The sequence below is a fragment of the Sphingobium chungbukense genome (assembly GCF_001005725.1).
In the GTDB taxonomy this organism is placed as follows: Bacteria; Pseudomonadota; Alphaproteobacteria; order Sphingomonadales; family Sphingomonadaceae; genus Sphingobium; species Sphingobium chungbukense.
This window is the reverse complement of record NZ_LBIC01000001.1, coordinates 611,742-631,445: the sequence shown is the minus strand read 5'-3', so window position 1 is coordinate 631,445 and position 19,704 is coordinate 611,742. Positions and strand designations below refer to the sequence as shown.

At 64.5% G+C, this 19,704-nt stretch carries 15 protein-coding genes; 11 read left to right on the top strand and 4 right to left on the bottom strand.

Going from position 1 to position 19,704, the window contains the following annotated elements:
- Positions 1-8 precede the first annotated feature (8 nt).
- From YP76_RS03070 to YP76_RS03045, 6 genes are all read left to right on the top strand, one after another.
- Complete coding sequence (locus YP76_RS03070) at positions 9-1,193, top strand: glycosyltransferase family 4 protein (RefSeq protein WP_046762109.1); 1,185 nt, start codon at positions 9-11, stop codon at positions 1,191-1,193.
- Entirely contained in the window at positions 1,190-1,786 is a 597-nt protein-coding gene (locus YP76_RS03065) for a sugar transferase (RefSeq protein WP_046762108.1), read from the top strand. The genes YP76_RS03070 and YP76_RS03065 overlap by 4 nt, the downstream gene beginning before the upstream one ends.
- Entirely contained in the window at positions 1,749-2,663 is a 915-nt protein-coding gene (locus tag YP76_RS03060; RefSeq protein ID WP_046762107.1) for a formyltransferase family protein, read from the top strand. The genes YP76_RS03065 and YP76_RS03060 overlap by 38 nt, the downstream gene beginning before the upstream one ends.
- A gap of 3 nt (positions 2,664-2,666) precedes the next feature.
- Positions 2,667-3,350: a PIG-L deacetylase family protein gene (locus YP76_RS03055; RefSeq protein WP_046762106.1), complete on the top strand. Its 684-nt coding sequence runs from the start codon at positions 2,667-2,669 to the stop codon at positions 3,348-3,350.
- Between the two features lie 479 nt (positions 3,351-3,829).
- Positions 3,830-4,447: a LuxR C-terminal-related transcriptional regulator gene (locus YP76_RS03050; protein ID WP_232307424.1), complete on the top strand. Its 618-nt coding sequence runs from the start codon at positions 3,830-3,832 to the stop codon at positions 4,445-4,447.
- Between the two features lie 28 nt (positions 4,448-4,475).
- Positions 4,476-5,858, top strand: a complete 1,383-nt coding sequence (locus YP76_RS03045; RefSeq protein WP_046762104.1) for a lipopolysaccharide biosynthesis protein — start codon at positions 4,476-4,478, stop codon at positions 5,856-5,858.
- 47 nt (positions 5,859-5,905) lie between these two features.
- On the opposite strand, the gene YP76_RS03040 is transcribed toward YP76_RS03045, so the two are convergent.
- Both YP76_RS03040 and YP76_RS03035 read right to left on the bottom strand, forming a co-directional pair.
- The gene (locus tag YP76_RS03040; RefSeq protein ID WP_046762103.1) at positions 5,906-6,586 is read right to left on the bottom strand and encodes a helix-turn-helix transcriptional regulator; all 681 of its coding nucleotides are present in this window, start codon (positions 6,584-6,586) and stop codon (positions 5,906-5,908) included.
- A 59-nt stretch (positions 6,587-6,645) separates the two neighbouring features.
- Complete coding sequence (locus YP76_RS03035) at positions 6,646-8,919, bottom strand: GumC family protein (protein ID WP_046762102.1); 2,274 nt, start codon at positions 8,917-8,919, stop codon at positions 6,646-6,648.
- Between the two features lie 306 nt (positions 8,920-9,225).
- Between YP76_RS03035 and YP76_RS03030 the strand changes: the two genes are divergently transcribed.
- Positions 9,226-10,206, top strand: a complete 981-nt coding sequence (locus YP76_RS03030) for a 2OG-Fe(II) oxygenase family protein (protein ID WP_046762101.1) — start codon at positions 9,226-9,228, stop codon at positions 10,204-10,206.
- 3 nt (positions 10,207-10,209) lie between these two features.
- Here the strand turns inward: YP76_RS03030 and YP76_RS03025 are convergent, their stop codons facing one another.
- Entirely contained in the window at positions 10,210-11,544 is a 1,335-nt protein-coding gene (locus tag YP76_RS03025) for an O-antigen ligase family protein (RefSeq protein ID WP_046762594.1), read from the bottom strand.
- A 193-nt stretch (positions 11,545-11,737) separates the two neighbouring features.
- On the opposite strand from YP76_RS03025, the gene YP76_RS03020 reads away from it, so the two are divergent.
- The 4 genes from YP76_RS03020 (at position 11,738) to YP76_RS03005 (ending at position 19,166) form a co-directional block, all read left to right on the top strand.
- The gene (locus YP76_RS03020; protein WP_046762593.1) at positions 11,738-12,742 is read left to right on the top strand and encodes a sulfotransferase family protein; all 1,005 of its coding nucleotides are present in this window, start codon (positions 11,738-11,740) and stop codon (positions 12,740-12,742) included.
- Entirely contained in the window at positions 12,739-14,073 is a 1,335-nt protein-coding gene (locus YP76_RS03015) for a pectate lyase (RefSeq protein WP_046762100.1), read from the top strand. The genes YP76_RS03020 and YP76_RS03015 overlap by 4 nt, the downstream gene beginning before the upstream one ends.
- On the top strand, positions 14,070-15,236 hold the full coding sequence (locus YP76_RS03010) for a glycosyltransferase family 4 protein (protein ID WP_046762099.1): 1,167 nt from the start codon (positions 14,070-14,072) through the stop codon (positions 15,234-15,236). The genes YP76_RS03015 and YP76_RS03010 overlap by 4 nt, the downstream gene beginning before the upstream one ends.
- Positions 15,237-15,428: 192 nt before the next feature.
- Positions 15,429-19,166, top strand: a complete 3,738-nt coding sequence (locus tag YP76_RS03005) for a calcium-binding protein (protein WP_046762098.1) — start codon at positions 15,429-15,431, stop codon at positions 19,164-19,166.
- A gap of 3 nt (positions 19,167-19,169) precedes the next feature.
- On the opposite strand, the gene YP76_RS03000 is transcribed toward YP76_RS03005, so the two are convergent.
- Positions 19,170-19,670 (bottom strand): flavin reductase family protein, encoded by a 501-nt coding sequence (locus YP76_RS03000; protein ID WP_046762097.1) that lies wholly within the window; start codon positions 19,668-19,670, stop codon positions 19,170-19,172.
- Positions 19,671-19,704: the final 34 nt, after the last annotated feature.

The following is a 19,704-nucleotide window of genomic DNA, read 5'->3' as shown; positions in this document are numbered from 1 at the left end:
GAGGACCCATGAACATCGTGATCCTGTCCAGCCTGTCCTGGTCGCTGATCAATTTCCGGGGCGCCCTGATCGCGCGGATGGTGGACGAAGGACATGATGTCGTCGCCTGCGCGCCCGACGAGGAGCCGGAGGTCGTGGCGAAACTCGCCGCCATGGGCGTGCGTTTCCGCCGGACTCCGATGGCACGGGCCGGCACCAATCCGCTGCACGATATCCGGACCCTTGCCCATTATGTCCGGCTGATGCGCGCCGAACGGCCCGATGTCGTGGTCGCCTATACGCAAAAGCCGATCATCTATGGCGGCATGGCCGCGCGGTTGGTCGGCGCACGCTATTTCGCGATCATGAGCGGCCTTGGCTATGTCTTCAGCGAGGAGGCGGCCGAGCGGCGATGGTTGCGGACCATCGTATCGCGGCTGTACCGGGCGGGCGTGGCCCGAGCCCGCTGCATCTTCGTCTTCAACAGCGACGATCATCGCGTGATGCTGGAAAGCGGCATCGTCTCGCCCGGCCAACGAGTGATGCAGGTCGCCGGTTCAGGCGTCGACGTTCGCCATTTCTCCCGGCGGCCCCTGCCCGACGGCCCCTTCACCTTCCTGATGATGGGACGACTGATGCGCGACAAGGGGGTGGGCGAATATGTGGAGGCGGCGCGGATCACGCGGCGGCGGCGCAAGGATGTCCGCTTCCTGCTGCTGACCCGGCCGGAAACCGAAAATCCGACCGGATATACCGCCGCCGACCTGCAAAGCTGGCGCGACGCCGGGCTGATCGAGTTCCTGCCCGAAACGCGCGATGTTCGGCCCTTCCTCGCCTCCGCCCATGTCTTCGTGCTGCCCTCCTTCTATCGCGAGGGATTGCCGCGCACGATCCTGGAGGCTCTGGCGACCGGGCGGCCGGTCATCACCACCGACATGCCGGGCTGCCGCGATCCGATCAACGAAGGCGTCAACGGCCTGCTGGTGCCGCCGCGCGACGCGGCGGCGCTGGCGGCCGCCATGGAAAAGCTGATCGCCGATCCGGCGCTGGTCGCGGCCATGGCCGGTGCGGCACGGCAGACGGCAGCGGAGGTCTATGACGTCGACAAGGTGAACGCGGTTCTGCTGGAAGCCATGCAGCTGCACGGCCCCACGGTCGCCAGCGTGACAGCTGCAACGCCCAGGCCTACCTTGCTGGTGCCGGAAAGCCTATGAGCGCCTGGCTCCGACCGGCAGGACTGCTGGCTCTTGCTCTGTTCGCGCTGCTTTCGCCCCTGCTGCTGCTGCTCGGCGCGCTGGTGCTGCTCGACATGGGGCGGCCGGTGCTGTTCCGCCAGCGGCGCAGCGGCCAGAACGGGCAAGCTTTCGAGATGGTGAAGTTCCGGACCATGCGCGATGCGCGCGACGGGCGGGGCTTACCACTGCCCGATGCCGATCGGGTGACGGCACTGGGCCGGTTCCTGCGCAGATCGCGGCTGGATGAACTCCCCGAACTCATCAACATAGCGCGGGGCGACATGGATTTCGTCGGACCGCGCCCGCTGCTGACCGAAACCATCCGTGCGATGCGGCAGGATGGCCGGCTGCGCGGAGCGGTGCGGCCGGGCCTCACCGGAATGGCACAGGTCAGCGGCAATACGCTGCTGACCGTCGAGGAGAAGCTGCGCTTCGACCTCTGGTATGTGCGCAACCGCAGCGCATGGCTGGACGCGTGGATCATCCTGCGCACGCTGCTGGTCGTGGTTGCCGGCGAAAAGAGGATCAACTGGCATGTCGACGAAGCGCGCCCTCCTCATTGGGGCGGTTGAAACCACCCGCATCGCCTTCGACGCGATCACACGGCATTCCGGCTGGGACGTGGCGGCCGTCGTCACGCTCGATCCGGCGCTGGCGGAGCGCCATTCGGATTTCGTCGATCTGGGCCCAGTGGCACGGGACCGGGGCTGCCCGGTCATCCATGTCGACAATATCAACCGCGAAGAAACGCTGTCCGCCTTGCGCGATACCCGAGCCGACATGGCATTCGTCATGGGCTGGTCGCAAATCTGCGGGACCGCCTTTCGCGAGCTGTTTCCAGATCGGGTGATCGGCTACCATCCCGCCGCCCTGCCCCGGCTGAGGGGGCGCGCCGCCATTCCCTGGACCATCTTGCAACAGGAACCGATCACCGCCGGGACGTTGTTCTGGATCGATGCGGGGACGGATACCGGCGCGATCCTGGATCAGCACTTCTTCCATGTCGCGCCGATGGAAACGGCGGCTTCGCTTTACGCCAAGCATATGGAGGCGCTTGCCGCCATGCTCGACCGATCGCTGGATCGGCTGGCGGCGGGCGACATGCCGCGCAAGAACCAGGATGAAAGCTGCGCGACCTGGGCCGCGCGACGGACACCGGGGGATGGACGGATCGATTGGGCCCAGCGGGCGGAGGATGTGCTGCGCTTGATCCGGGCCACGGGCCGTCCCTATCCCGGCGCCTTCACCAAGGCCGGCGGCGCCGACCTTCGCATCTGGTCGGCCGTCCTGTCCGACATCGGGGCGCGCCACGCCGCGCGGCCGGGCCAGATCGTCCTGCGCACCGCCGACTGTTTCACGGTGCTGTGCGGGGAGAACACCGCCCTTACCGCGACGCGATGGAGCGGCCCCGACAAGCCGCCCCGGCTCCATATCCTTCTGGGGGAATAGCCCATGTCCCTGCTTTCCCATTCGCGCCGTATCGCGATCGTCGCCCCCCATGCGGACGACGAGATTTTGGGCTGCGGCGGCACCATGGCGCGGGCAGTGGCGGAGGGCGCGGATGTCCATGTCATCGTCGTCACCCGTGGCCAGCCGCCACTGTTCGACGAAGAATTGGTGCAGCGTATTAGAAGTGAAACGCTGCGCGCGCATGAAATCATCGGTGTGAAAAGCACGATATTCCTGGATTTCCCGGCAGCCAATCTCGATCAACTCAGAAGGAGCGATCTGAACCATGCCCTCTCATCGGCATTGGCGCGGATCGACCCTGATCTGCTGCTGATCCCCTTCATCGGCGACATCCACCTCGATCATCAGATTGTCTTCAACGCAGCACTGGTTCATGCGCGCCCGCGCAGCAGCACGGGGCCGAGCTGCGTCGCGGCTTACGAAACGCTGTCGGAGACCAACTGGCTGGCACCAGGCGTCACGCCGGCCTTCATCCCCAATCTGTTCGTCGACATCAGTTCGACGCTGGAACGGAAGATCGCCGCCTTCTGCTCGTTCGAAACCCAGGTCAAGCCCGCCCCGGACGAACGATCCGTCGAAGCCATTCGCGCACTGGCGACGACGAGGGGGGCGACGGTCTACCGGCATGCTGCCGAAGCCTTTGTTCTCATACGCCAAATTAATTAACATGGATCATAAATCGCTGCGAATCATGCAAAAATGGATTCGCGAAACGAATCTCGATTTACACCGTTCGCGATACCACCAAAGTAGTAAGGCTTGCTGCTGCGCTTGCAATATACCCGCCAAATCGGCCAAAAAATTTTACAGCTTAACAATATGTTAACGGGATATTGCACTACCCCCAAATTTCTATTGTACATCGGGGGCCTAAGCGCGCACAAAGAGGTTACCGATAAGTGGTTGAAAGAAAAAGAAAGGGTCGCACTACAGGCATTTACTTACTGGTCTTCTACATCCCGTTTGGGGCCTGCTTACGGGGGTAGGAGAGATCATGAGGGGACCACCCAATGTCTTACCCAGTCAATGTGCGTCTGTTGTGCGGTAATGCGATAGTTCGGGAGGGTTTGAGCCGTATCCTGATGGAGCGGGACTTCCGTGTCACTCAATTTCCAAGCATAACAACGGCACTTCAACAGATTGAGGTGCCGGAAGAAGATACCGGACCATCGTTGTTGTTGATCGACGATGGAACCGAATCGATGGACGTCGAAACGCTGTCCGTTCTGCGCAAGCGTTTCCCCTGTTCCTATCTTGTCCTGCTATCCGACAGGTTCGATTTCCAGATCATGCTCAAGGCTTTCCGGTTGGGGGCATTGGGCTATATCGTCAAGGAAATCTCCTGCGACCGGCTGGTGGCGACGCTGCGTCTGGTGGCCATGGGCGAGCGGGTGTTGCCGCCGCAACTGGCCGATGAGCTGCAATCGCGGCCCAGCCTGACCGATGCACTGGAGGTCGAACGGCCGGTGGATGCCGCCTGCCTGTCCGACCGGGAGCTGGAAATCCTGCGCTGGCTGATCATGGGATGCCCGAACAAGGTCATTTCCAAGCGGATGGACATCAGCGAAGCGACGGTGAAGGTCCATGTAAAGGCGGTGCTGCGCAAGCTGCGCGTCAAGAACCGCACCCAGGCAGCGATCTGGGCCGCCAATCACGGGATGCGCGGACGCGTGACCGAGGTTGAACCCGAACTGCCCGTCAGCATTCCTCATCCGGCGCAATTGCCGGTTCTGGAACTGGCCGGGGTCGCAAACCGACTCTGATCTCCACGACCCCAATGGGGGGATCGTCATGAATGATACCATCAAGGGCGTGCTGACCGCACGCGCCTTGCCCATGCTGCGCGGTCGGTTCGGGGGATTCCTGGTCAAGGGAACCCGGGGCCGGCTGGTCGCGGTGGGGCATTTGCTGTCGGGCAATTTCCTCAACGCGCTGATCATGCTGGTGAGCGTCGCGATGGCGGCCCGTTCGCTGGGACCTGCGACCTACGGCGTCATGGTCCTGGTCCTCTCCTATAACCGCGTGGTCGAGCGCATCCTGCGCTTTGAATCCTGGCAGCCGCTGATCCGCTTCGCCGTGCAGGAGGAGGCGCAAGGTTCGCCTCGACGGATGCAGCGGCTCTATTGCTACGGCCTGATGCTCGACATGGGCGCGGCCGCGCTGGCCGCCTTCAGCGCGATCGGCCTGGCCCTGCTGTTCGGACCGCTGTTCGGGTTGAAACCGCTGCATGTGGAACTGGTGGCGATCTATTCGGTCGCGACCCTGTTCAACATCGCGGGCGTGCCGACCGCCGCCCTGCGCCTGTCCGGCCAGTTCAAGATGCTGGCCTATGCGCAGGTTGCCGGCAATGTGCTGCGCATCCTGCTCGCTTTCATCTGCATGATGATGCATGCGGGCGTCGTCGGCTTCATGGTGGCATGGACCGTATCGCAGGCGTTGGGATCGGTGCTGGTCTTCTGGGTCGGCTTCCGCGCCCTGCGGCAGATGGGCATCCCCAACCCCCTGCGCGCCCGGCTGAAGGGACTGGTAAGGGATTTCCCCGGTTTCTTCGGTTTCGCCTGTTCGACCAACCTGTCACTGACATTGCGCGTCATCACCACGGAAGCGGACTCGCTGTTCGTCGGCGCGGTAGCGGGCAGTTCGGCGGCGGCGGTCTATTATCTTGCCAAGCGGATCGCCAAGGTCGCGACCCAGGTCGGCGCACAGGTACAGGCGGTGGTCTATCCCGACGTCGCCCGCATGTGGGCGAACGGCAATATCCGCAACTTCCGCGGGGCGACCCTGCAAGTGCAGGCGGCACTGGCTGCGGTGGGCTTTGCCATGCTGGCGGGCGCCTGGCTCTTTGGACCTCTCCTGATCCGGCTGGGACCGGGTGAGGCCTATTCCCAAACCTATATATTGCTGCTGACCCAATTGATCGCCGTGATGCTGATGCTGCATGCCGCGCCATCGCGGTCGGCGATGCTGGCGATGAACCAGAGCTGGAAGGTGCTGGCGATATCCGGTTTCGGCACGGCTCTGTTCGTCGCGGTCGCGGCCTATGCCGTGCCGCGCTACGGGCCGATCGGCGGCAACATCGCCCATGTCATTCTGGGCGTTGTGACAGCGGTGCTGCTGGACGTGATCTGGCTGCGCCGGGCACGGGTGCGGCCGGTGGCGGCAACGGCAGGATGAATTAAACCGGCGCTTTCGCTGCGACAGGCTGGGCCCCCATGCCGGTCCTAAACCTCGTCGTCACCGCCCTTGAGCAGATGAGCGACGATCTGGGTGCGGTTCGAAGCGCCGTTCACGGCCATGATCGCCCGCACATGAACCTTCACCGTACTCTCGCTGATGTTGAGCCGTTGGGCGATGTCCTTGTTGGAGGCCCCCTGGGCGAGGAGGCGGAGCACGTCGCGTTGCCGCTTGGTCAGCAGCTTGAACTTGTCCACCGCCACGGCGATCCGTTCATTGACCCCGTTGGTTCCGGCCGCAGACGCCAGCCGTGCGTACAGGCCCCTCGCAAGGGCCGCGGGATAGACCGCCAGCCCTTCCTTCAGCAGGGACAGCGTCTTCTGCATGGTGGCTATGTCCACGCTGGAGTGCAGCAATCCCTGCGCGCCCGCGGCGACGGCCGCCTGCATCAGCGCTTCATTATGATGGTCGGCGACCACCAGGATCGCGGCCGCGGACCAGCGCCGCCTGGCTTCGCCAATCTGGATGGGAAGGGCTGCGGTCTCCGCATCGGAATCGCCCGTCTGGAACAGGATGACGTCGGGCATTTCCACCGCCCCTGCGGTTTCCAGTCCGAATTGCGGCAGCACCCGGGTCCCCGCCGTGCCCAGCGCCACAACGATGCAGGCGCGGCGCAGCGGGCTGCCGTCGATGATCAGGAGTTTGATTTTCGAGGCATCCTCTTCCACTATTACGCTTTCGAAACAAATAATCTGCGGCGAAGCCGGAGGCGAGGGCGGCAGCGCGCTCACGCGGCCTGACGCGCGAAGGCATGGCGCACCCGGCTCACCCAGCTCTGCCGGACCGGGAAGCTGTCGGAATAATAAGCGGCCGAACCCATGTAGAACTGCACGGCGTCGCCATAGCCGCGCCTTGCATGTTCCTCATAATCGACCTGGTTGAAGACGGCGCCGACCACCTGGTTGTTCACCATCTGGAGCGAGGCGCGCAGTTGTTCGACCGTGGTATGGCCCCAGCGCACGACCATCACCGTCGAGTCCGCCAGGGTGGAGAGCGTCCGGGCATCCCGCACGGCCAGGATGGCGGGCGCGTTGATGACGACGAGATCGAACCGGTCGCGCAGGTCATCGAGCAGACGGCCGACCTGCCATCCCTGCACGACGGCGGCGGGATTGCGGATCTGTTCGCGGGTGCTGAGCACCACCGGCATCAGCGCACGGGGCGCCGCACCCTCGGCCACGTCATGGTCCACATGGGGTTCGGCCTGGGGTATGAGCCGGCGGCTCTCGCCGGCATGGGTCAGCACTTCGATCAGGTCTGGAGTGTCCGATTCATGCTGGATCGACCGCAAGATGCTGGGACCGGGCCGGCGCAGGTCCAGATCGACCACGATGGCGCGGCGTCCCATGGAGGCGGCGGCGGCGGCCAGCGTCAGGGCAACGCTGGACTTGCCGTCACCCGGCAAAGGCGAGGTCACCAGCACGCGCTGGCTGGCGCCGTCATGGGGAATATCCTCTATCTCGCTGGCCAGGTTGCGGGCCACTTCGGTGAAAAGCGACTGCGGTTCCGTGATGACCGGATTTTCCTCGATCGTGGTGCCGATCGTCCCCTCCAGCCGGGGCAGCATCGCCAGCGTACGCAGGCCGAAGAGCCGACGGAGCTGGTCGCCGCTGCGCAGCCGGTTGTCGAACATCTCGATCCCCAGCACGATCAGAAAGGCCAGGACGGACGAGCCGACGAAAGCGGCCAGCGCCATCTTCTTGGGTGCGGGCGCCACCGGATAGAGCGGCACGGGGGCGGCCGACACCATGGTCGAGTTGACACCTGTGGTTTCCAGTTCCGACTGCACCGTCTGGGCCCGCTGCGCCGTGGTGAGATAGGCCTGGCGCGCGACCTCCGCCCGCCGGTCGAGGATCGACAGGTCGACGAGGTTCGCGTTGTTGCGGAAGGCCGCACCGGTGATCGCATTGAGTTTCGATTGAAGCTGCCCGGCGCGGGCCGAAGCCGCGCTGGCCTCCGCCACCGCCATCGCCCGTTCGCGCCCGGCGTCGGTATCGTTCTTCGTCTGCTGGGTGACGACGACGGCAGCCCGCTCCTTTTGCAGGGCATCGCCGACCTGCGCGATCTGCGCCGAAAGCGCCCGCATTTGCGGATGGGCAGCGCCCATCTGTACCGAGATTTCGGAACGCTGACGGACGAGGTCGTCATATTGCTTCTGGAGGTTGTCGAGCGCGGGAGAGGTCGCGCCCGCCACCGTCCGCATCGCGGCGGCGCGGCTGACGCCCGCCGCCTGCGCCTGCATCGCGCTGCTCATCGCGGCGGTGGAGGCGGCCTCCACCGCGATGCGGTTCATCTGCTGATAATCCTCCGCACTGCCCGCTCCCATCGGCATCAGATGCGCGCGGCGGAAATCGGCGACATTGCGTTCGGCCACCTCGACCTCGTGCGCGAGGCGCGCGGTTTCCTTGTCCAGCGCGGTGCTTAGACCATCGCGCCAGGTCTGGCGACGCTGCGAGCGCATCTTCTGGAGGCTGTCGACGAAGCGGTTGGCGATGCGCGCGGCCAGTTCCGCCTTTTGCGACTGGACGATGATGTCGATGAAATCCGAATCGGTCGAACTCACCACCCGCACATTCTTGGTCAGCTGGACGGCGCCCTGCTGCACCGTCATCGGCACGCCATGGGTGAAGGCGGGATTGCGCGTCAGATTGAGGTCGCGCACCACCTGTTCGGCCAGCGCCTGCGACCGATACATGCGCGCCTCATTGGCGACGCGCTGCTGGTTGCGGGTGGCGTCGGCCTGGTTGGAGCCGGTAGAGTCGTTCAGCTCCACCTGGACCGTGGCGGTCGCCTCATAGCGGTTGGGCAGTTGCAGCTGGACGAGCAGAACCACCACCACGCAGCTGATCACGATGGCCGCCACCAGCTTCATGTGACGACGCAGCAGGAACCAGATCTGTCGCGCGGACATTTGCTGCAATTCGAAGGACAGGTCGCCCGGCTTTTCCGCGCCGCCACCGGACGAAGCACCGTCGATCAGTGTCAGCCGTGCAGACGCCATGATAATCTCCCCTGTCGCATCGCGAAGGCACATGGGCACGGCCCATGCGAAGGGCGGTTCCCTCTATCATGCCGATATTGCGGCTTGTCGCGTGTCAGAGCAAAAGCGCATCGGGGCGGATGGATGCGCATAGGTGCTAACCCTTCGGATCAGGCCATGCCGCTTTTTTCGATAGCCCGCGCCTGAAGAGGCCGGTCGCTTTCCTAAGCATTTCTGGTGCATTGCTGACTATTCCGGATCGCCCATTTCGGGCCATTGCGCCGAGCTTGATCGAGGATAAGAACGCTCCGCGCAGGGGAAAACGGGATGATCGCGGAGCTGGCATTGCAGGATCTGGAGCCTGGCTCGCTGGCTCGCCTGTTCGGCGCAGGCCATGCGGCGGTGCTGGTGCGTTGTCCGGAGGTGATAGCCGAACTGTGGCACGGGCTGTTCGAACAGTCGGCCGAACAAATGCCCTGGGAAGCGTCGCTGGTCGATATAGCGCGCAACTATCATGGCAGCGGCGACATCACCGCGAGCCTGGGCGACCTGTTCTACTTTCAGCCCGGTCGGCACGGCTATATCGCCCGGAAAATGGCGCTGTCACGCGATGGAGGCACGGATCATGTCACCGCTCGTCCGGCCTATTTCGTGCAGGGAAACCGGCGTTATGCGACGCAACAGGCGGTGCTCGATCAGTGCTGGGCGGTCGGTTCCCGGCTGATGGCCGCGCTGGCGCCGCCGGGGACGCCGCCTTTGGATTTCCGGATCGTGGTGCAACGGCTGAAATATCAGGAAAGCATGGGCGATTTCGACCGGCTGGGGGCGCTGGCGCGCAATTCGCTGGGGCGCTGGGGACGGGCAGGCTGCGCGCTCGACGAACGACGCTGGGAGGCTGCGGGCATGCTGAGCGGGCGAGGCGCGTCCGACCTTTACGGAATAATGGCGTGTGTGCCGGGCGTCGGACGCATTGTCGCGGCGATCAACCGCTGGCTGCTGCGTGGTGATCGCAGGCACGACCTTGCGCCGGGGCAGCGCCTGATCGAGGGCGCGCATGTCGACTATCGCTATTTTTCGGCCCTATGTGGTCAACGTCATCATATGCTGACCCAGATTTTCATGAACGGGCAATGGGTCGACCTACCCATCGACCGGCGCACATTGGCGGTCTTTCCCGGCAGCATGGCAAGCCACGCCTATGGTGTGCCCCAAGTGCTGCATCGCGTGCTGCATGTGGAAAGGGCCGATGCTTCGGCACCCGGCAATCCGCGGACCGACAATGTCACGTTGCTGATCGGGTCCGCCTGACCGTCACAGTTCCGGCAGAGGCTGCGGTCCGACCGGCCTGGCATAGATCAGCCGAACGCTTCCCTGGGGGCGAGCCGCACGGCGGGGCGTATAGACGACCGCCAGCGCCACCATCACCGGCATCACCCACATGCGGGAATACATGTGCGGATAGGACAGGGTGTAGACGAGGAACACCAGCACCACGGCCACCGCCATCGCTCCCCTGTCGCGGCCGATGCGCAATCCGTTCGCCGCCAGCAGGCAAAGCAGGCCCAGAAGAAGGATGAGGCCGCAAAAGGCGATGGCGCCGCCCTCGTTCCAGATCAACAGGAAGAGATTGTGGACCGGATTGTCATAGGCGGACAGTTCGCGATATTGGTCGACGCCCATGCCGACGATCACATTGTCCTCGGCAAAGCCCCAGGCTTCCTGAATCAACTGGGACCGGTTGATGAAGGTGCCGGCCTGATCGATATCGCCGCTTTCCACCGCATTGCCGACGCGCTCCTGGAAAGCCTTGGGCAAGGGCGCGCCGCTGGCGAGGAAAAGGCCGGCCGCTACCATCGCGCCCAATCCCAACCGGAAGATGTAGCGCACGCCCATCAGCAGCAACGTCACGAAAATCGCCATCAGCGAGGCGGCGAAACCCGTGAAGGACGCGCTCAGCATCAAGCCCCAGAGCAACAGGATCAGGCAGGCGAAGCCGCCGACCGCCCCGATCAGCCGCTGGCGCATCGCATAGAGCAGCATCGGCATGGAAAAGGCGACGACCGCGCCATTGGGATTGGGCTGTCCGGCCATCGAACCCAGGCGGCCATTGCCGGTGATGAAGCCGTCGCCCAGCCAGTGCAGCGTGTCATGGAAAGTCAGGAAGAAGCTGGCGGCGATGCCGATGACTTCCGAACAGGTGATGCCCAGCATGAAGATGAGCGGCGCTGTCCGGATGATCCTTTCCTCCTGCTGCATCAGCAGGACAGGAATGAAGAGGAAGGCGACGGTATATTGCAGGGCGATATTCACCCAGCGCAGCGGATCGCCGTTGACCACCGATCCGATGAACAGGCCGCCCAGCATCATCACCAGCCCGGTGAGCCAGAAGGGCGTGAGCGAGCGGAAGGGCGTGGCGCTGAGGCGCCCGCGCAGGCCGGAAATGGTGAAACTGACCAGAAAGGCGAGGTCGGAGAAAGTGAGGTTGATCTGCCCGACGCGCAGCAGGCCCCAGCCGCTGAGAAAAATCGCCGTGAGCAAGCTGTAGCGTGCGATCCTGTCCCAGACCTGTTCATGGGCCGCAAAGATGTCCGGCCGCGCGGGGGCCGTCGGAGAGCCAAGGGTGCCAGGGCTGGTCAGAGTCGTCACGCACGGGAGGCTGCCGCGCGCACGGGCGCGACGCAAACGCCCTTCGGAGCGAGGCAAGGGACGATTCCAGCCAGACCGACCTATCCGAATTTGCCGGGACATCAGCCTTGTGACCCGTTGAACGGCTCCCGGCCGCAAAGGATAAATGCCCCGGAGCGTCGCCAGACCGGCACGTGCGACAAGGATGATCTTGGTGACGGATGCGATCCTGCCCCTGCACAATGCCGACAGGCCGATGATCGCGGACAAACGCGCTGAAACCCGGCACCTGGAAGGGAACGAAGCGGCCGTCAGGCTGATTTATGTGGCGGGCTATGGTCGCAGCGGAACGACCCTGCTCGACATCGCACTGGGCGAACATCCGGCGATCATGGGCGGCGGCGAGGTCACGACGCTGGCACGGCATGTGTGGGACAATGGCGAATATTGCGCCTGCGGGGAGCGGGTGCGGGATTGCCCGGAATGGAAGGCGATCATGGCGCGCTGGACACAGGGAGAGCCGGAGGGATTTCTGGCGGGTTACAGGCGGGCGCAGCAGCGAACCGAGGGGCTGGTGGCGCCGGGACGGTTGTTCAGGCTGCCCGGATGGCGCGACCACAGGCGGCGGACGCTCAAATTGCTGCGCGGCATGGCGATGGTGTCGGGGCGGCCGGTGCTGGTCGATTCATCGAAGCTGCCGGGACGTGCCCTCGCGCTGGCCGCGATGCCGGGAATCGATCTGCATGTCGTGCATGTGGTGCGCGACGGGCGCGGCGTCGCGTGGTCGCTGATGAAAGGGCATCGGCGCAGCGTCGAAAAGGGCGTGCAACGCGAATTGCGGCCCAAGCCCCTGCTCTACACGGCACTGCGATGGTCGATGGTGAATCTCGCGGCGGAATGGCTGTGCCGCCGGGTCGGGCCTGGGCGCAGCATACGCGTGCGTTACGAGGATTTCGTCGAAGATCCGCGCGGGGAGATCGGGCGGATCGTGGCGCTGGTGGGGGAAAGGCCGCATCTGCCCGCCACCGGCCTTGCCCCCTTCGAACCGCAGCATCAGGTCGCGGGCAGCCGCCATCGGATGCAGAAATCGCTCATCATCCGGGGCGACGACAAGTGGAAGCGGGAAATGCCGGGATGGAAACAGCGGTTGTTCACCCTGATCTGCGCCCCCTTCCTGCGCCGCTACGGCTATTCGCTGCGCAGCGGAGACGCAGCATGAGGCGGCGGCTGATCGGGATCATCCTGCCCGTCATCATGGCGGGCTGTTCGGGCGCGGGCAGCGAAACGCGGGCACAGCCGGTGAAGGGCGAAGCTGCCTTTCCCGGTGCGGTGGGCTACGGCGCCGCGGCCAAGGGCGGGCGCGGCGGGCGCATCATCGCCGTCGATACGCTGGCCGACGGCGGGCAGGGGTCTCTGCGCGCCTGTATCGACGCCTCCGGACCGCGGGTGTGCGTGTTCCGGGTGAGCGGAGTGATCCGCTTCACCGCCCGGCCGCCCGTGATCGCCAATCCCTATCTCACCATAGCCGGACAGACGGCGCCGGGCGGCGGCATAGTTGTCACCCATGCCGGGGGCGAAGAGGGACGCACGCCGATCCTGATCAAGAACACGCATGACATCGTCATCCGCCATATCCGCGTGCGCAACGACCGGGTGGGCACGCATCGCGGGTCGGAGGACAGCTTCACCATCGAGAACAGCCGCCAGGTCATCGTCGACCATGTGAGCGCAAGCTGGGCGCGGGACGAGCTGATCAACGGCTATGGCGACAATGACTGGGTCACGATCAGCAACAGCATCTTCGCGGAAGGCATTCCGCGCCACGACAAATGCGCGTTGCTGGCGAGCGACCCGAAGGGGCCACAGCATCTGAGCTTCATCGGCAATATCTGCGCCCATAATGGCGACCGCAATCCGGACCTGAATTTCCCGCCCGGCTCCTGCGCGGAGGTGATCAACAACATCCTTTACAACGGCCAGTCGGAATTTGCCGAAATCTGGGAAAGCTTCGGCGGCGTGCCGGTATCCTTGATCGGCAACAGCTTCATCGCAGGGAAGAACACGCGGCCCGACACGATCGGCGTGGCACGCAATGTCATGGGGTCGAAGGGGATCGCCAAGGTCTATCTCGCCGACAACCGGTTCGACGGCGATTTCGTGCATGTCTCGCCGCTGATGCAGGAGGCGAAGGTTGATAAGCCCCCCTGCCCCGCCACCATCGCGGCGGAACCGGCGGACGCCGCCTATGAAACGGTACTGAGCGATGCCGGCGCCTTCCCGCGCGACCCGTTCGACCAGCGGATCGCCCGTCAGGTCCGCGAGCGGAAGGGACATATCGTCAAGCAACCCGGTCTCATCGACGAACCCGTACCCGGCACCCCCTATCCCGATGCGGACGGCGACGGCATGGACGACCGCTGGGAAGCGCAACATGGCACCGATCCGCGCAAGGCCGACCCCTGGGGCGATGCCGATGGCGACGGTGTCGCCAATCTCGACCAGTTTCTCGACCAGCGCTCGCGCGATCTGATGGACGGGAAGGAGGGATGAACGCCCCCCTTTCCCGGATGACCGCCGACGATGTAGCGGCGGACAACCGCTTGCGCATTTGTTTCCCCTTTTCCGGGGACAGTATCGGCGGCAGCCATATTTCGGTGCGTGGATTGATGGCGCATCTCAACCCGGCGCTTTACCGGCCACTCGTCGTCACCGAAGTGCCCGACGGCATGATCGCCCGCTTCTTCGCCGGTCACGAGCAGATGGCCGATCCCGCCGCCCGTGGGCTGTTCGTGCCGGGCGAGGCCTTCACCCTGCGGAAGTTCCGGCGAACGCTGGGAAGCGTTCTGCCCCGCGCGCGCTTCCTGCGGCGCAACCGGATCGACATCGTCCATGTCAATGATGGACGGAGCAGCGCCAATTGGGCGCTGGCCGCACGCATCGCTGGAGCCAAGCTGATCTGGCATCATCGGGGCGATCCCGGCGCGCTGGGCCTGCGCTTGCTGGCGCCGGCGCTGGCGCATCGGGTGCTGGCGGTGTCGTCCTTCGCCCTGCCGCGCCCCGGCCTCTGGTCGGCGCGGAACCGGGCATCGGTGATTCACAGCCCGTTCGACACCAGTCTGGAGATGGACCGGGCCAAGGCGCGCGACGCGCTGATCCGCGAATTGGGCGTGACGCCCGGCACGCTGCTGCTGGGCTATTTCGGCGCCTTCGTGCCAAGAAAGCGCCCCTTGCTGTTCGTCGACATGATCGCGCGCTTGCAGGCGACGGTCGACCGTCCCGTCATGGGCCTGATGTTCGGCGAAGCACGCCTGCCTGCCATGGATATCGCCCTGCGCAAACGGATCGCCGACAAGGGCGTCGCGGATCGCGTGAAGTTGATGGGCTATCGCACGCCCGGCCCCTTCTGGATCGCGGCCTGCGACCAGCTTGTCGTGCCCGCCGTGGGCGAACCTTTCGGGCGGACGCTGGTGGAGGCGATGCTGGTCGGCACGCCGATCGTCGCGGCGCGGTCCGGCGGCAATATCGAGGCGCTGGAAGGCGGGAACGGCATTCTCGTCGAACCCGACGATGCGGACGCGCTGGCCCGCGCCTGCCAGGATCCGGGCGACGCACGCGCCATGGCGCTGGCAGCGCAGGCGGATGCCCGCGACCGGTTCAGCGAAGCGGCGCATTGCGCCAAGGTCAGCGCGATCTACGAAGCGTTGCGGCCATGATCGGTGTCGTCAGACGGCTTGTCCTTCGGACGGCGCTCCATTGGTTTCGGAAGGATATCCCGAATCCCTCTCCCTAAGCCCATCGGCGCACCCCCAATGGCGGGTCTCATATCCCTATGCCCTCACCGTTCCGGGAACGTTTGAGGGTACAGCTTTCCGACCTTTCGTAAGGACGCAGGACAGGGGGCGTGCATGGCGAACTATTTCAATGTGGTAGGCAGTCAGACCATCACGGCGGGTAGTGAAAAGGATCAGTTCTTCGCTTTTACCCGACTCGCCAACCTCGATTATGTGCGCCCCGATGCGGTGCTGGCGCAGCTCGTCTGGAACTCCGCGATCCTTACCGGCAGCGGCACCGCCTACCAGCTGGTCGGCACCAATATCCAGATTTCCACCGACCTCTATCTGGGCGGCCAGGGCACCGACATCATGTACGGGTCCAACCTCAACGATGCCATCCTCTATAATAATGGCGTCATTTCGGGCGGCTTCGGCAGCTTCGACAATATCGAGCAATTCTGGCTGGCCGATGGCGATGACATCATCGACCTGTCGGCGCACGGTCCGGGCGGCATCGATTATCTGAAGGATGTGCTGGTCCAGGGCGGCGAAGGCAATGACATCATCATCGGCGGCGCGGGCAAGGACAATCTCCAGGGCGATGGCGGCAACGACATCATCTTCGGCTGGCGGGGCAGCGACACCATCTCCGGCGGCGCGGGCGACGACATCCTCTATGGCGACGATCTCGGCAATAACGGCATTTCCGGCGACGATACGCTGGATGGCGGGTCGGGCAACGACATCCTCTATGGTGGACGCGGCAAGGACAAGCTGACCGGCGGGGATGGCAACGACATCCTCTACGGCGGCGCAGGCGACGACAGCCTGTCGGGCGGCGCGGGCGACGACATCCTCTATGGCGACGACGACAATGTGTCGGGCAGCGATGTCCTGCACGGGGATTCAGGCAACGACCGGCTCTATGGCGGGCTGGCCGGGGATGAATTATACGGGGATTCGGGCGACGACTGGCTCGATGGCGGTGCCGGCAACGATTATATGCATGGCGGCGGCGGCAACGACACGATCATTGCAGGTGCCGGCAACGACGTGATCGACGGCAGCGCCGATATCGACACGCTGGTCTTTTCCGGCAACCGCGCGGATTATCTCTTCACCCTTCAGACCGACGGCAGCTTCATCGCTGTCGACCAGCGCGCGGGCTCGCCCGAGGGCAGCAAGACGATCCGCAATGTCGAATATTTCCAGTTCGCGGACATGACGACGCCCGCCACGGCGCTGAACGCGCCGCCGGTCATCACCTCCAATGGCGGCGGCGCGGCGGCGGCGCTGGCGATCGACGAGAACAGCACGGCCGTCACCACCGTCACCGCGACCGATCCGGATGCGGGACAGACCGTCGGCTTCTCCATCGTCGGTGGGGCGGATGCAGCGTTCTTCACCATCGACGCCGTAACGGGCGAGTTGCGCTTCATCACCGCGCCCAATTTCGAAAGCCCGGCCGATGCCGATGGCGACAATGTCTATCAGCTGATCGTCGCCGCCAATGACGGCAATGGCGGGGTGGACACACAGACGCTGTCTATAACCGTGCGCGATGTGTCCGATGGCGCAGCGCCGGTCATCACCTCCAATGGCGGCGGAGCGAGCGCGGCGATCAGCGTCAATGAAAACGCGCCCGCCGTGACCACGGTAACGGCGACGGATGCGGATGGTCCGTCGATCGGCTATGCCATTGTCGGGGGCGCCGACGCGGCGCTGTTCACCATCGATGCGGCCACAGGCGCGCTGACCTTCAAGACCGCACCCGATTACGAGACGCCAACCGATGCCAACCGCGACAATGTCTATGACGTGATCGTGCAGGCCAGCGACGGCACCAACACCGACCAGCAGACGCTGGCCGTCACCGTCGTCAATCTCAACGACAATGCACCGGTGCTGACCTCCTATGGCGGGACGGCTTCGGTGGCCTTGTCGGTGGCGGAAAACGGTCTGCTCGCTGCGACGGTAGTGGCCAGCGATGCCGATGGCACGCCGCTGAGCTATGCGATCAGCGGCGGTGCGGACGCGGCGCTCTTCACCATCAATGCGAACACCGGCACGCTGACCTTCAAGACCGCGCCGGATTATGAGGCACCCTCCGACAGCAATGGCGACCGCATCTACAATGTGATCGTCAGCGCCAGCGACGGTACCAACAGCGTCGCACAGACGTTCGCCATCAGCGTCACCAACGCGAACGACAATGCGCCGGTCATCACCTCCAATGGCGGCGGCACATCGGCGGCGATCAGCATGGCGGAAAATGGCAGCGCGGTCGCCATCGTGTCTGCCACCGATGCGGACGGCACGACACCGGGCTACGCCATTTCGGGGGGCGCCGACGCGGCGCTCTTCACCATCGATGCCGTGACGGGTGCGCTGTCCTTCATCAATGCGCCGGACTATGAGAATCGCATCGATGCCGATGGCGATGGCGTCTATCAGGTGATGGTGCGCGCGACCGACGGCAGCAATGTCGACGACCAGCTGCTCTCCATCACCATCACCGATGTCGCGGAAGGCGGCAGGACGATTACCGGCTCCTCCGGCAACAACACGATCAGTCCGACGACCACGGTTGCGGCCTATCAGAGCACCGCGCTCAACGACACCATCTATGCCCTTGCCGGCAACGATGTCATCGATGGCGGCGCGGGCGCCGATTATATGGACGGCGGCGCGGGCAACGATATTTTCTATGTGGACACCTGGTCGGACGACGGCTTTGCCGGAAATGACGACCAGGTGATCGAGCTGGCGGGCGGCGGCAGCGATCTTGTCTATGCCTCGGTCAGCTATCGGTTGGCCGCCAATGTCGAAAAGCTGACGCTGACCGGCGCGACGGCGATCGACGGCTTGGGCAATGAACTGGCCAACACCATCACGGGCAACGACGCCGCGAACATGCTGTCGGGTGGGCTGGGCGCCGACATTCTGTACGGCATGGGCGGCGCGGATACGATCGATGGCGGCGACGACAACGACAATCTGTTCGGTGGCGACGGCAATGATGTGCTGATCGGCGGTCTGGGCGACGATTATCTGGACGGCGGTACCGGCGCCGACAGCATGACCGGGGGCGACGGCAACGACACCTATATCGTCGATAGCTGGTCCGACGACGGCAACAGCGCCAATGACGATATGATCTTCGAACTGGCGGGCGGCGGGACGGATCAGGTCAACGCATCGGTCAGCTACCGGCTGGCTCCCGAGATCGAGAAACTGGTGCTGACCGGCACCGACAATATCGACGGCACCGGCAATGACCTTGCCAACACCATCACCGGCAATAGCGGCAACAACGGCATCTGGGGCGGCCTGGGCAACGACACCATATTGGGCAATGCGGGCGATGACCGGCTCTATGGCGAGGATGGACAGGACAGCCTGGACGGCGGCGCGGGCAACGACCTGCTCGACGGCGGTCTCGCCGGTGACACGCTGAAGGGCGGCGCGGGCAATGACACGCTGATCGGCGGTGCGGGCAAGGATACGCTGACCGGCGGGACGGAGGCGGACATATTCGTCTTCAACCGGGGCGACACGACGCTCAACACGGCGAGTTACGACCGGATCACCGACTTCAAGGCCAGCGAAGGCGATCGCATCGATCTCGACTTCCTGAACGGCAGCCTGCCTGCCGCCGACTATGCCGAACGAGCGATCGCCACCAATAATTTCTCCGATGCGCTGGCCGCCGCCAACACGACCGCAGGGGTCAATCATGTGACCTTCGTCGCGGGGACGACCGACGGCTGGGTCTTCTACGACTCCAATGGCGACGGCGCATTCGACCAGAGCGTGCTGCTGCTGGGCGTCAACACATTGGCGGGCGTGGATTCGAGCAGCTTCTTCTGAAGGTCAGGCCAGATGGGCGAACTCGCCATAGCCGCCCTGGAAGAACAGCAACGGCTTGCCCGGCGTTTCCACCTCCAGTGCGATGACCCGGCCGAGTACGATATAATGGTCGCCAGCCTCGTGCACGGCTTCCAATTGGCAGTCGATCCAGGCCACTACACCGTCCAGGATCGGCGATCCGTTGGCTGAGACGCGATGCGTCACGCCGGCGAATTTGTCGTCCCCACCCTTCACCGCGAATTGCTGGCACAGTGGCTTCTGGTCGCTGGCCAGGATGTTGACGCAGAATTTCCCCACTTTCTCGATTCGGGGCCAGCTTTGCGAATCCTTTGCGGGGAAGAACGCGACCAGCGGCGGATCGAGCGAGACGGACGTGAAGGACCCGACCACCATGCCGGTCGGCACCTGCCCATCCTCTACCGCCGTCACCACGCAAACGCCGGTGGGATAGTGCCCCAGCACCCGGCGGAAGGTGCCGCTGTCGAAGGCGACCGCTTCACTCATGCGCGCGCACCGGAAATGGGAAAGGGATCGGTGT

What these genes read in the sequence shown, in the direction of transcription:
- YP76_RS03000 (WP_046762097.1), bottom strand. Translation starts at nt 19,670, where the DNA reads ATGAGTGAAGCGGTCGCCTTCGACAGCGGCACCTTCCGCCGGGTGCTG.
- YP76_RS03070 (WP_046762109.1), top strand. Translation starts at nt 9, where the DNA reads ATGAACATCGTGATCCTGTCCAGCCTGTCCTGGTCGCTGATCAATTTC.
- YP76_RS03005 (WP_046762098.1), top strand. Translation starts at nt 15,429, where the DNA reads ATGGCGAACTATTTCAATGTGGTAGGCAGTCAGACCATCACGGCGGGT.
- YP76_RS03055 (WP_046762106.1), top strand. Translation starts at nt 2,667, where the DNA reads ATGTCCCTGCTTTCCCATTCGCGCCGTATCGCGATCGTCGCCCCCCAT.
- YP76_RS03035 (WP_046762102.1), bottom strand. Translation starts at nt 8,919, where the DNA reads ATGGCGTCTGCACGGCTGACACTGATCGACGGTGCTTCGTCCGGTGGC.
- YP76_RS03045 (WP_046762104.1), top strand. Translation starts at nt 4,476, where the DNA reads ATGAATGATACCATCAAGGGCGTGCTGACCGCACGCGCCTTGCCCATG.
- YP76_RS03010 (WP_046762099.1), top strand. Translation starts at nt 14,070, where the DNA reads ATGAACGCCCCCCTTTCCCGGATGACCGCCGACGATGTAGCGGCGGAC.
- YP76_RS03015 (WP_046762100.1), top strand. Translation starts at nt 12,739, where the DNA reads ATGAGGCGGCGGCTGATCGGGATCATCCTGCCCGTCATCATGGCGGGC.
- YP76_RS03030 (WP_046762101.1), top strand. Translation starts at nt 9,226, where the DNA reads ATGATCGCGGAGCTGGCATTGCAGGATCTGGAGCCTGGCTCGCTGGCT.
- YP76_RS03065 (WP_046762108.1), top strand. Translation starts at nt 1,190, where the DNA reads ATGAGCGCCTGGCTCCGACCGGCAGGACTGCTGGCTCTTGCTCTGTTC.
- YP76_RS03060 (WP_046762107.1), top strand. Translation starts at nt 1,749, where the DNA reads ATGTCGACGAAGCGCGCCCTCCTCATTGGGGCGGTTGAAACCACCCGC.